Source organism: Maritalea sp., from assembly GCF_051251695.1.
GTDB lineage: Bacteria > Pseudomonadota > Alphaproteobacteria > Rhizobiales > Devosiaceae > Maritalea.
On record NZ_JBPOEU010000004.1, the window covers coordinates 21398 to 33650 of the forward strand.

Annotated in this window: 14 protein-coding genes; 9 read left to right on the forward strand and 5 right to left on the reverse strand. The window is 45.8% G+C overall.

The features are described from left to right. Window positions 1–110: 110 nt before the first annotated feature. Window positions 111–1814, reverse strand: coding sequence for a ParB/RepB/Spo0J family partition protein (locus tag ACSHWX_RS02770; RefSeq protein ID WP_435666659.1), 1704 nt, complete (start codon window positions 1812–1814; stop codon window positions 111–113). 100 nt (window positions 1815–1914) lie between these two features. Next, entirely contained in the window at window positions 1915–2424 is a 510-nt protein-coding gene (locus ACSHWX_RS02775; protein ID WP_435666660.1) for an antirestriction protein ArdA, read from the reverse strand. Between the two features lie 491 nt (window positions 2425–2915). Here ACSHWX_RS02775 and ACSHWX_RS02780 point away from each other — a divergent pair, with 491 nt between their 5' ends. Next, complete coding sequence (locus ACSHWX_RS02780) at window positions 2916–4001, forward strand: YqgE/AlgH family protein (protein ID WP_435666661.1); 1086 nt, start codon at window positions 2916–2918, stop codon at window positions 3999–4001. Here the strand turns inward: ACSHWX_RS02780 and ACSHWX_RS02785 are convergent. Together ACSHWX_RS02785 and ACSHWX_RS02790 are read right to left on the reverse strand one after the other, a co-directional pair. After that, the gene (locus ACSHWX_RS02785; protein WP_435666662.1) at window positions 3967–4416 is read right to left on the reverse strand and encodes a hypothetical protein; all 450 of its coding nucleotides are present in this window, start codon (window positions 4414–4416) and stop codon (window positions 3967–3969) included. The genes ACSHWX_RS02780 and ACSHWX_RS02785 overlap by 35 nt on opposite strands. Window positions 4417–4432: 16 nt before the next feature. Continuing rightward, window positions 4433–5383, reverse strand: a complete 951-nt coding sequence (locus tag ACSHWX_RS02790; RefSeq protein WP_435666663.1) for a hypothetical protein — start codon at window positions 5381–5383, stop codon at window positions 4433–4435. A gap of 504 nt (window positions 5384–5887) precedes the next feature. On the opposite strand from ACSHWX_RS02790, the gene ACSHWX_RS02795 reads away from it, so the two are divergent. From ACSHWX_RS02795 to ACSHWX_RS02820, 6 genes are read left to right on the forward strand one after another with little or no spacing between them, the layout of a single operon-like run. Beyond that, a complete protein-coding gene (locus ACSHWX_RS02795) occupies window positions 5888–7192 on the forward strand; it encodes a hypothetical protein (RefSeq protein ID WP_435666664.1) in 1305 nt (434 codons plus the stop codon). Further along, the gene (locus tag ACSHWX_RS02800; protein WP_435666665.1) at window positions 7192–7800 is read left to right on the forward strand and encodes a hypothetical protein; all 609 of its coding nucleotides are present in this window, start codon (window positions 7192–7194) and stop codon (window positions 7798–7800) included. The genes ACSHWX_RS02795 and ACSHWX_RS02800 overlap by 1 nt, the downstream gene beginning before the upstream one ends. Beyond that, the gene (locus ACSHWX_RS02805) at window positions 7800–8333 is read left to right on the forward strand and encodes a hypothetical protein (protein ID WP_435666666.1); all 534 of its coding nucleotides are present in this window, start codon (window positions 7800–7802) and stop codon (window positions 8331–8333) included. The genes ACSHWX_RS02800 and ACSHWX_RS02805 overlap by 1 nt, the downstream gene beginning before the upstream one ends. After that, a complete protein-coding gene (locus ACSHWX_RS02810) occupies window positions 8330–8707 on the forward strand; it encodes a hypothetical protein (RefSeq protein ID WP_435666667.1) in 378 nt (125 codons plus the stop codon). Before ACSHWX_RS02805 ends, ACSHWX_RS02810 begins: the two co-directional genes overlap by 4 nt. After that, complete coding sequence (locus tag ACSHWX_RS02815; protein ID WP_435666668.1) at window positions 8700–9005, forward strand: hypothetical protein; 306 nt, start codon at window positions 8700–8702, stop codon at window positions 9003–9005. The genes ACSHWX_RS02810 and ACSHWX_RS02815 overlap by 8 nt, the downstream gene beginning before the upstream one ends. Continuing rightward, window positions 9002–10447, forward strand: a complete 1446-nt coding sequence (locus tag ACSHWX_RS02820; RefSeq protein ID WP_435666669.1) for a type IV secretory system conjugative DNA transfer family protein — start codon at window positions 9002–9004, stop codon at window positions 10445–10447. Before ACSHWX_RS02815 ends, ACSHWX_RS02820 begins: the two co-directional genes overlap by 4 nt. Before the next feature lie 238 nt (window positions 10448–10685). Here the strand turns inward: ACSHWX_RS02820 and ACSHWX_RS02825 are convergent, their stop codons facing one another. Next, window positions 10686–10934, reverse strand: a complete 249-nt coding sequence (locus ACSHWX_RS02825) for a hypothetical protein (protein WP_435666670.1) — start codon at window positions 10932–10934, stop codon at window positions 10686–10688. A gap of 62 nt (window positions 10935–10996) precedes the next feature. On the opposite strand from ACSHWX_RS02825, the gene ACSHWX_RS02830 reads away from it, so the two are divergent. Together ACSHWX_RS02830 and ACSHWX_RS02835 are read left to right on the forward strand one after the other, a co-directional pair. Further along, window positions 10997–11506, forward strand: coding sequence for a hypothetical protein (locus ACSHWX_RS02830; protein ID WP_435666671.1), 510 nt, complete (start codon window positions 10997–10999; stop codon window positions 11504–11506). Window positions 11507–11528: 22 nt separating this feature from the next. Continuing rightward, the gene (locus ACSHWX_RS02835; RefSeq protein ID WP_435666672.1) at window positions 11529–12149 is read left to right on the forward strand and encodes a hypothetical protein; all 621 of its coding nucleotides are present in this window, start codon (window positions 11529–11531) and stop codon (window positions 12147–12149) included. Window positions 12150–12253 lie beyond the last annotated feature (104 nt).

The following is a 12253-nucleotide window of genomic DNA, read 5'->3' on the forward strand; positions in this document are numbered from 1 at the left end:
TGCCATTATACCCCAAATTGCTGTCAAATATCCATAAAATTCTATTGTACCGCTTTTGCGGTTAAACCGCCCGTTGGGAAGAGCCAACGGGCGGTTTTTGAATTTTGCATTTAACTGAACGATGCCCCAACCGCTTTGCGACCTTCTATCGCATCAATACCACCCTTGTTCGTGTAAGCGCCCATTGGGAAACTCATGTAATTGGGTTGCCAGTCTTTTTGCTTACTTTTGCGCCTACCGCCAATGCAATCTTGTATGATTTTCTTCTGCACTTTGGCTGTGGAAGAGATATGCGCATCGGCAGTGTCCTTGCCTGCAACTTGTTTCACAATGGTGTTTATGGCCTGCTTATCTTTTAAAAGGTCGAAGAAGACTTGTTCTGGTTGCCAGCGAGCGCTCATGTCCACCTCTAGCTTTTCACCCAAAACCTCAACCAACGGCGAACCACAAGGCAAGGTTTCTGCCACGACAAATGTCATGATGCGATTGACTTTTGCATCTTCTAATTCAAGTAGCTTTGCAAACACAGCATAGAGGTCAATACTTTTGCCCCAATCGCGCTTTCGCGGCACAAGTGTTTCGTTGGAAACATCCTCTAATCTCAAGGCCTTTTCAACAGCCGCACGCTCAGCTTTAAAACCCGCTTCTGCCAAGTTGCTTACAAGACTTTGTGCTATCGGGTCACTATTCGCTTTTTGCGGGTCGGCCTGCACGCTCCATAGTTCTGACCCTGCAATGATCTGTGCCACGGCGAGACGCAGGGCGATGCCAGAATGCGCAAGCAATTCAGTCCGCACGGCACTATGGCGATGAAGTGCCAAGTAATTTTGCATGGCCTTTGTCAGTTCACCATTTTTGGAAACAGCTTTTTCACCACTTAATTCTCGCTCATTGCGCTTGGCCTCTTTCTCGGTGAGATAGCCTTGATACTGTGATACTTCGCCATGGTTATTTACGGCGATATAGACTTTACCACCCTCTTCCATAGAAGTTTCCACAAAATCCCATTTGTAAAACGGCTCGCCAATATCTAAGACAAAAACATCTTGCCAGCCTTTATCAAGCAAATGCTGTTTAAGTTCGGCAATCGCCTTGTTTTGAAGTGTCCAAAATTGTTCTGCATCATCAAAATAATTTGCGTCACCAAATAAGTCAGAAACAATTTGGCCTTTATAATTCTCAACATCAAAAATGGCATTTTCGAGTGGGATATTCGCACCACCAAACAACCACGCTTTAAGACCATTACCCTGTGGCACGTTTTCATCGTTTTTGAAGAGTTGCCACCATTCTTTTTGTTGTTTCGGCGTTGCCAACGTCAGCGAGCGGATTGTATCGGCGCCAATATCCTGTTTTTCATAGGCCGTTAAAATTGGCGCATATAAATTCCCAAGCGCAAGTCGCTGTTTTACCTGCCTGTCTGATATACCAAACTGCAAACCAATATCCGCAACACTCGCCCCCTTCTTAGCAAGCGCCGAAAAGGCTTTGTATTGGTCAACTTCGCTCATTGGTAAACGAGCTATATTTTCTGCAAGTGATGCTTCGATGGCTTTCGCATCATCGCCCGCTTGCATCACAATGCAAGGAACAGCTTCAACAACAACTGTTTCGGCAATTTTACTTAGCGCGTGAAAACGGCGCTGTCCTGCGACAACTTCAAACCCATCACAATTTTTACGCACCAAGAGCGGCTGAATTATTCCAAGTGATTTTATACTTGGTACAAGGTCAGAAACTTCCTTTGCGCCAATTTTCCGTACATTGATTTTTGTAGGTTTAAGTTTGTTCAACTCGATATGATGTAACTCCATGATATTTTCCTTTTTAATATTCAATTTATCGATGCGTCATTGCATCAGCGGAAAGCGTGCTTAACGCCTGTACGGGTCACGCTTTCCTGTGATGCAATGCTCAAGCAGAGCGATAAATGAGGTCGGTGCCATCAATGGTGGTTTCGGCGTAATCCATCCCCAAATCTCGGGCGATGGCGTCATAATCAAGATAATGCTGGATGCGTTCTGGAATATCGCCAAACAGCCCTTCTTCGACGAACTGATAGGCAAGTTCTTTCAAGCTATCCAATTCATAGATATCGATTTCAATATCGTCGGGATTGTCTAAGAATTGAGTATGAGCATATCCCACTTCGCCAACGGCGATTATGTAGCGAGTTTTTTGGTCGTCGCACCAGCTTTCCACTGCATCGATAAACGCTTGAATATTCGCCTGATTGATACCCCAAGCCTTGGCTAGTTCACAATCAATGCCCTCACCATCGATAAACTGAATATCAAATTCCTCGACTTTTTGGCCGTAGCTGTTTCGCAAGGTTAATGCTTGGCGGTCATATTCCTCGACCGATCGAAAATAAAATCCCTCGACGGAAGTGTCATAGGGTTGGGCGTAAAATAATAGGGTCATGTTGTCCTCGCTTAGTTTGGTTTTCAAAACGAGGTCTTTGAATTTCTTCTTTCTACCCCGCGCATGAAACCTTGCCGAGCGGCGAGCGACCACCTTAAAAGTCACAAGGCTTCCCTAAGCCGCGTGATTTGGTCGTTCGGTCAGAAGCAAAACGCCCCAAAGCTTCACCGCTTGCGGCATCTGCTTGCAGATGATCCGACTACACGGGAGGCGCACTTGTGCGGCGAATGGAGCGGGCCGGAGGATTTAAGCTATTGGATCAGGTGAATTTGCGTTGATGTAAGCTGGTCTTGGGTTTCCGTGTCCTGTGTGCCGGGCATAATATTAAGTGGCGGCAATGCCTTTGCCGCCTCAGCTGTTCTTCTGTCATAGGATTGTCATCCATTTGGGCCGATAAAATTCCGTTGGTTCGGTTCGCCTTGATGAGGAGATAATTGAAGAATTAGTGCTTGTCGGGACAGCATTGCGCGTTTTGAATCGAGCAAGTAATCTTGTCTTGGTTTAGTTTAAGAATTTTTGAGAAAGCAATTATGTTTGATGTGTTTCAAGCACAGTACCTTATCACTACCCGCAACGACCCTATGGGTATCGACAAAGGCGTTTATGCCATTCTTCCAGGCAGCAATTCAGGAAAATACGTCCGGCTGAATCGCGGACCAGTCGGCGTGCCAGTCGAGTTCAAATTTTTTGAAAAACTGTTTTACGCATTCAATAACAGCACACTGGGCGCGTTGGCTAACACTGGCACGCTGATATTTCATGGGGGAGACTCGCAAATTGACGATTTGTATATGCTACACAGTTCTGACATGAAATTTGGCAGTTCTGCTAAGGCAAATCTATCAGGTATCAATTATTATACTGCTCTAGCCGAATACCTCAAATCAAACGACGAAGATACAATTCCTGCACTTTCCAAATTCGTGTTTGGCCATCAATTCATAGCGCCTGATCAATTGAGAACGAAATGCCGTTCGGGTGACTGGTCAGTAGTATCCGCGCCTTCATTTATTGCATTTGGTACTAAATCAGATGCCATTTATGCAACCACAAAACGCCTTGGGATAGTGGAGAGCACTAGACGAAAAGGTGTATTTGGGAACCTCCTAACTGGTATACAGTTAATCAGAGGACTTAAAAGAATGGGGCTTGTGGCACAATTGAATATCGTTAGATCGGCTCTTTTTGTTTACTACATCTCCAAGAACGAAAAACCCTTTGATTTTGAGTACCTTGAAAAGGTTATTGACGTACAAATTAGAAACATCGGTCATGAGATGGGTGAAATAACTGACCTTATTGAAAAATTGTCGAGAGAGGATTTGAACATAAAGCACAGAACGTTAAAGGCGCGGACAATGCGATTCCCCCTTGCAAAAGAGAACAAACGCATGCGCGAGATTTCAGAGGAGATTGGTCTAAACCGCTACGCTTATGATTATGCATTTTCTTCGCAGATGCGGAAAAAAGACCAAACAGACAACAAGGGGTCTGCTTCAGCGAGAAATCTGGAGCGGCACATCGATGCTGTGGGCGAGATAGTCAAGGACTCGGATCAGACTCGCCCTTGGGATTAGCAAACAATCTCACGATGTTAGTAGCTTTATCTTTACCCGCTAACGCAGCCGCCCTGTTGAAGAAATTGGGATCAAAACTCAATATGTCCTGGGTGATGCGTTCGTCTATCCGCTTCCCAATGTCTGAACGCCCCACAGCAATTGCCATTAAACCTGCCGATCTACCAAAGTGATCCTCTAGAGTAACATCGGCCCCTGGTAAATTACATATATGATCGACCATACTGCCACATCCGTCTGACACAAATATCATCAATCCAGTGATGCCAGATTTTTCATCTTGATAATTCACAACACTTTCATCCGCGGCGATAATTTTCTTCGCCGCTTCGTTGTCGCCTTTGATGGCTTCGCGTATAAATTTTTTCTTTAGATCATCCAAGTTTTTGTTTAAATATAATTTAATTATAGACATAAATATACTTCATTTTTTACAAAAAATCAACTATAAATTTCTGCACTCTACTATTCATAGAAGTGTATAAATCGCTATCTTCATGTATTTTTGTTAGATTTCGTCCCAATTTTACACCTTTTACTAATTGAAGTGCTTTTGAAGCCGCTTGCATTGCTGGACTTTCTTCTTTTTCCGCCTCTTTTTTACTGCCATGAAAAGACTGATCGGTGGTGAAAACTTCAAAAGTTAAGTCATTTAGTGACGCGCTACTTAAGTCAATCAGGCTTGATTTCGTGTACAATAGACCTGCTAGACGTTCTCTCAAACAATAAGACCTCATTACAATTGGTGAAAAATCTTCGCCGGGCGCACAAAACCCATAATATAGGCGGAGTTTCTCATCATATAGTGGCACGATATCACTCTCAACATAGGCAAAGTCGAGAGCGAAAAGATAATCAGGAGTTTCTCCTACAAACAGACATAGATATCGTTCAGTTTCATCATATGCCCCCAACGTATCTACGTTGTCGTAGGAGAAAAAATGCAAAAGCTTTTGCTTGGCCTGCGCTAAGAGATAACTGAGTTCCCCCATACTCGGATCGCGAAGGAAATGCCCAACAATCTCGCCCATTTTGTCCAAATCTTCCTTGCCGTTCGTAAGAGTTACGAACTTTGGGGATGCGATTTGAACATACGCATCAAACATGTGAAACCGCTTCAATCCAAATTTTCGAGTATCCCCTTCCATCAAGAAATCACTGACTATTCGCAGCTCATTATCCACATGCCATTCGAACCGGTAGTTTGGATCGAACTCCGCTTTAATAAGGTCGATGTTATCTTCGATCTTTGGCATTATTTCATTGGTATAAAACGTATCAGCGGAAAGACGTTTTTTTGCCACAATTTCGCGACATCGACGCCAAACAGCTAACCGGTATGGCCAATCGTAGCGGTTTTTCAAAACGATTTCTTTTTGCATGTTCCACTTAGTTGTTTAGCTGCAACTTGGTGGCCGTTGGAACATGTCCAACGTCAAAATCTCCCGAACGTCTCCCGCAAAATCATTTGAACCAAGGTATCATGATTTTGCATCGACGAAGACACAAACAAAGGAGATATAATATTGCAATCCAATTTTAGCACTTGGCATTTTGTTGACTTACAAACTATCACGGACTTGGAAATTACGCCAGTTCCTTGCTTTTATCCCTGTCCTGCTGCGCGGTGCCCACTATGTGACGGCTGGGAAGTCATAAATCGCGGATACAGCGGGTATGATTGCTCGTTGTGTCGCGGGCAAGGTCAGATATGGCTTTAGCTAATACCCCTTGACAAAACTGGCGCGAAAAATTCGCATCAGCCACCACTTTCAGATTTTAAACAATAGAGAGCTGATCGCACAACATGCGATTTCGGCAAAGGGATAACTGCGCGTTTTTGCAGCCTCAATTTGCCTGCTCTTTTATAGAATGGAGCACGAAACATGAGTGATGAAAGAAACCAAAACACAAATTCGCAAAGCGAAAAATACGATTGGCACTACGTCCTTCCAAACAAGCCAGGCATCGATTTCAAAACATTATTACTTTGGTTTTTGGCATTGGCGCAGTTCTTCCTATTATGGAGTGCCATGTCAAAAATGCTTGGTGGCAGTGACGCACTTTCCCTGTTCACAAGCTTGGCGATTTCACTCGTCGCAGTCGTATGCGGGTTCACCTTAAATCATCTCGCGGTGACACGAGGCGCTGAACTCAGCGCCTTAAACTTTAAGAGCGTGCGGCTGCTCAGCATCGTTGGGATAATAGCCATTGGGTTTGCTATCTCAAGCGCTACGATCACCGGCAATGTCAAGGATACAGTTGGTATAATCCAACTACAGGAACATCACGCCAGCACTGCTGAAACCGTTGCCACGAAAAACAATAGTGCAATTAATGCCACACAAGCGGTTCCGGTTTTATCTGCCATTACGAGTGACCTAACTGCAAAGGTAGAATGCGAACGGCTGTCCGCCTGCTTGTCCGAAAGCGGCTTACCGGGCATCGGACCAATCACGCGTCTTTTGGTGGAAAAAAGCGCCAGGGCACAAAATATCTCTGACATTTTAGCCGACGGGGAAATCGCACGCCAAGAATCCCTAGAACGTATGAATGAGCTACTGGGCGAATATCAGGGTACTCTTGATATTGATGAATTGAGCTTTCGCAAAAAACGCAGCGCCCTGCAAAAAATATATTCTCAAATCGTAACCGAAGGCGCAACGCTAGACAATGCAATCCCTAAAAGTCTTTTGTTTGCCTACGCCAACGAACTACAAGGAAAAGTAGAGCTTACTGGTCGTCCAACTGCATCTCGTAATGTTGATATGGTTTTGAACGGCCACGGCAAAGCATTACAGCGCGTCCTAGAAAGCATCGAAGAGGAAACAGCTCACTTTGCAGCATTTCCCAAGCCTGCGTCACTGGCTGATGTACTAAGCTACATTTCCTATTATTGGCCATTTGCAGCAGTGGTGTACGGCGCGGAAGTGGGGTTGCCGCTGATGTTGTTTTTAGTGACGTACGCGCGCCTTTGTTGGGTGATCCATACAGAGCATGGTGCCACGCCGTCGGCAAAACGTCGCGATGACGTTGATGAGTTTCGTAAAAATTTGCAGGCGCGGCACAAACCTGCGCCCAAATCAAACTCGTTCTCCGTTGCCAAAAATGAACAGCCTGTACCCCGCAAAGTTGGGCGTCCGCCAAAATCTAAACCAAATGGCGTTTCTCACGATGGGATGAATGGCTAATGACACAGGCTCCTAAATATAAGGAAGCCACGAAACGATCTGCGCTATATCGCGTAGCGCAGGTCTTCTCGATCACTTCCATTCTCGCCATCGTTCTTATGACCTTTGCCAGCATCATTCTTTGGGATGCGCCACACCATCATGCCCGGGTCCGGGTTGAGCAAATCAAACACGCTTGGTTTGGCGATTGGGTCACGGACGAAGATCTTAAACCTAAAAAAGGTAAAACACCTGCCACCGAACAATTGGCAAATGCGTTGAGTGAAGCAAAGGACATTTCTTTTTTTCAAAATGAAAAATGGTTTGGCACGCATGTCATTTTGTTGATCACAACAGGCACGACGTTTGCCACAGCCAACGATCTTATCGACGGCAAGGTCAAAAATCAGTGGTGTTACACCACTTTTGATAATGGCGGCATTTCAACCAAAATCGACCTTGGCTCAAAAACTGGGCTAAGCGCACCTGATTTTGCCGATCTTAAAAACATCACCAATGCAGGTTTGACCCAACTCGGCGTGGACGCAAGCGGCCTTTCGAATATTGCACGCACCCATTGCCGCTTTGGTAACGGCCTAAAAAACGTCATCTCTAGGGAGAACTCATAATGTTTGACCCAAATAATTTGCCTATCAACGGCGGACTATTTCTAGTCGCTGCGTTTTACATGGTTATCGCCATGTTTTTTACTGGCCCAACCATCGGCAGCAGAACGATTGAAAGATCAGGATTTTTGCCGCGTTGCGAAAAGTCCCTAGTCAAACTGGCGGCACAAGACGCACTCGATCTTCAAACACCTGCGCCGTCAATTGATTGTAATAGAGTGATGGGTCTCTTCGCCGGTCCCGATGCGCGTCAGTTCTGCGATAGCGCTGGTTTCCTTTTTGAAAACCCAGTTGCGAGTCAAATCGAAGCACAAAACCAACGACTTAAAGACCAACACCAAGAACGTATTAAAAACGCAGGTGCAAATGCTTCGACTGCTTGCGAATGCGCAAAAAATGTCCAGCTTGAGGATCGTATTCCTTGGGCGTTATACGCTGGCACACTTCGGTTTGTTGTGCCTTCTGAAATCAAAAACTTAGAGGCCGAGCTATTCGCTGCATTGAACACCCCAACTTGTGCGGGGAGGTTTCAGTGATCTTAGGAACCATCAACATCAAGCAAAATGCCGTGGTGACGAATAAAGACAGCTTTTTGTTAGCTTCGCTTTCAGTTGTGAGCGTTCGCCGCCCCTTCATCGCACCCTCACTAATGTTGTGCGGCCTATTGGTCGGCTATGCAGCCGTGTTTGCAGACCTTTTATACCCGCTCGAGATTGTCTCAATTCTTTGTGCATCCACGGTTGCATTGTTCCTTTCCAGCCAAATTGGTCAGTTAAAACTACTCTCCCGAGATCTACGTGGGTCGCCTTTGGGTGACGTCTTGTGGGGGCGTTATTCCAGCCTTCAATGCAAACGCGAAGAAATTGTCTCATCGCTCTATGCCTCACAATTGGGAGATCATCATGAGTGATCTCAATAGCTCCACAGGTCCGCTCATTCAGGCGAACATTAAGATCGCCTATGGCATGCTTTTGGCAGGCGTTGGATACCTCATGTGGCCATCAGATGTACGCTGGTACGCCTTTTATGCTTTTTCTGTCGTGATGTATCTCTCTGCCCTCATCTGCGTTGGCCAAGGGATCAAAATGTTTCACACGGTCCACCACAATGACCACCTGCGCAAAGAAATTCTTGCGCGCGGAAAACAAGCCCATAACGCCAAAATCATGGATGACAACGACCTCAAGAACGATGGGATGATGGAATGAAAAAGCTTCTCAAATCTATCCTGGGCGTTACTCCCAAAAACATAACAAAAATCAAAAGACAGAACCGCGAGATTCGCCGCATTATCGGGTTGAGTAAAGAATCCGGCAAACCGATATTTGAACCAAACACGACCACAAGCTGGTTGATACTTGGCGGCGCTGGCTCAGGTAAGAGTACGGCAGTTACAGTTCCAGCTATTCAAAGTTTGCTGCGGGATCATTCACGCGGCCAATGGATCAATGATGTAAAGGCTGAAATCGCACCACAAATTGCATCGATGTGCATTAAGCATGGTCGCAAATTTGCTATCATCGATCCAACAAACCAATTGGGCAAAGACTATCCCCATACGGTGCACGTTAATCCACTTGATCATCTCGTTGAAGCTTACAAGCGCAAAGACACTAACATTTTGTCGATGGTGGAGAGCTTTGCCAACATCGTTATTCCGGAGCCGGAAAACGATCCGAAGAACAAATATTTCAGAACCGTTCCCCGCGAAATCGGCGAACTGGCTGCTCTATTGATACTGGAAAACCAAGCGGACAATCTAACGCTGGGGGGAATAGCTGCTTTAATATCTGATCCCGAAACTTTTAATATGGCGGTTGATGCGGCATGTCATGACGGCAATCAATTCACTAAAGCGCGCGCACGTCAAATTCAAGAATTGCGTGACAATGATCCTGAGCACTATTCTCAGCACAAACTGGCAATACTTTCATCTCTACGTCTGTTCCAAGAAGGCTCGGCGTTACACGAGGTTGGCTATGCCAGTGACATCACCGTCAAAAAACTGCTCAAAGAAAACTACATTGTTTGTGTTGTCGGGAGTGTGGCTCATGCCCAACAACAGGGTGCATATTACGGGCTAGTGTTCAATGCTGTGCTGCACAACCAGCTCACAGGGAAATGCGGCAGGACGATCCTCATATTTGACGAAGCTGCAGCAACGCCTTGCAAGGAAATCATCGAGAAAGTCATCGTTTTTCGTTCGTTCGGTCTGCAAGTTTTGTACATCGCCCAAAGCCTCGCTGATCTGCAACGCCAATATGGTGCAAAGACCATTGCCACTTTGGAAGACAATACGTTCCAACAAATCTTAAAGGTGGGAAACTACGAGGCCGCTGACCGACTTTCAAAAGCCATTGGTGACGTCGATAATGTTGGCTATAGCCTGAATGAACAGGGTGGAAAACTCAACCTATCTCGCACCATCAATATTGGGCGGGAACGTAAGTTCTCTGCTGACCAACTAATCAACCTGCCTGCCTCTGAGCAAATCATCAATGTTGGCAAAGGCTATATTCATACTGACAAGTGCTTTCAAAATTACATATTCCCTCATGCGCAGGAACTGGACGTAAATCCAGTTGAACAAGGCGTTCTTCCGCCCATTTGCAAAGTAACTTTACCCACGACACCGTGGGGGCAATCATGAAGTTCTTGCGCTATTTTGGCTGGATAATATTTCCGGCAGCGCTTGTTGGTGTCTACCTCACCCTTGGCCTGCCCTATCTCAATGCCTCTTATGATTTTAAGGATAATGGTCAAGGATACGATCCATGGGCCAAACGCCATTATCTGCGCTGCACATATTGGAACCCTAAAGGCGATATCACAATTTACCCGATGGATGGGAAGTGCCCTCGCATCAGGTTCTTCAAAAGTGGGAGGGGTTAATGCAGCAGAAACTCTTCCATTTCAACTCGATACTCAAGCCTTTGTGCTCTGATAATCTCAAGCCGTTTTGCCGCCTTGATGCACGTCAGAACTGTGTCTTTGTCAACGCCGTTTGCAATTTCTTGATCGCAATGCGCGCGGTAGTCAACATCCAATCCATTTGGATCAATTTGCAACCAAAACTCTTCGTAGCTCAACGGTTCAAGGTGTTCCTCAAGCTCCTGTATGTCCTTGAATATGATCATAGTTCAAACATACCAAATCCGGGCTTTGCTATGCAAATTTTCGGTGGAAAGCAAGGCTCACAATGGCTTTGAACATCACTCAAAAAATTCGTCGCGACTTCGAACGTGCCAGCCTGCGCCGTGAAGCGAAATCAATTCTGACCGGTCGCCAATGGGAGCTGCACGCGAGTTTGGTAAAGCGTTGCAAAGCAGCCCGAGAAAAAGCAATCAGGCATTTCGACAAATCAAAATCCACTCGTGTCGAAGTCGCGTACCGACGCTTACTGAATAAAGCAGGTTCCCTGCACAAAAAGTTTGATCACCCGTACGCGCGCAATGACATCTTCCACAAGTCTGACCTCATGCGCCAAGCCAATCGAGAAGTCAAAGCTATCCACCTATCGCGGTTGGCTCGCATTGATAATTTCGAACATCAAGAGCGAAGCAAACTGATGTCACGCAGCCATCGTCAAAATCAATTGCAGGGTAAACCAACAAGAGATTTTACAAAAACTGTTGATCGCCGTGTCGGTCAAGATCGCCGCAAATGCACCGTTTCGCCAATCAAACACACGCGCCGACGTGATCGTTAATCAAAACTCAAAGGAGAATGAAATGAACATCGCAACAAACAAACAAGACATGCAGGGCATACAACGTGCTCTCAATAGCCCAACAGGTCGCAGCCTTTCCCATGCACAACGACCTGACGCTTTGGCCATCGTGGATATTGTCCATCGTGAAATCCACCGGGTTGGCAAATTCACAGGCAAGCTTGGTGATTATGCCAATGCGCTCGCACGATCAGAAAAGTTCGACGCAATGAAAGCCAATGTAATAGTTCGTGAGCTATATAAAGAGCGCTATGGCGAAACCATGAAAGTCACCTTGGACAATCTAAAGGCCCGCGAAAAAACCCTAAATCCTGAACAAAAAGCTCTAGCTCTTAGTCACGCCAAAGATGTCGGCGCGGCTATTGAGCATGGCGATAAAATGCCGTTCTTTCGTGCGCTTGATAATCAGTCAGTTATGCTTGCAGAAGCGCTGCGCATTACCCAGTCGGGGGCCAAGCGCCAAATGGCAGAAACCTTCACCCAAAGCACAGGCAAAGACTTTTACGAGCACAACAAGGTACTCGAAAAAGAGTTCTATACGCCGCAGGTCGAAGCTGAGCGCGAACAACGGGCTGCATCAAGGCAGCACGAGAGCAAGCAAACACTAAAGCAATCGCAATAGTGTCCTGCGCAATCAACCAACAAGGCGGCGAAATACGCAAGAATATTACGCCGTTTTTACTTGCTCAATAGGAATATATTCCTCATACTCCTTCTTTTGCTAAA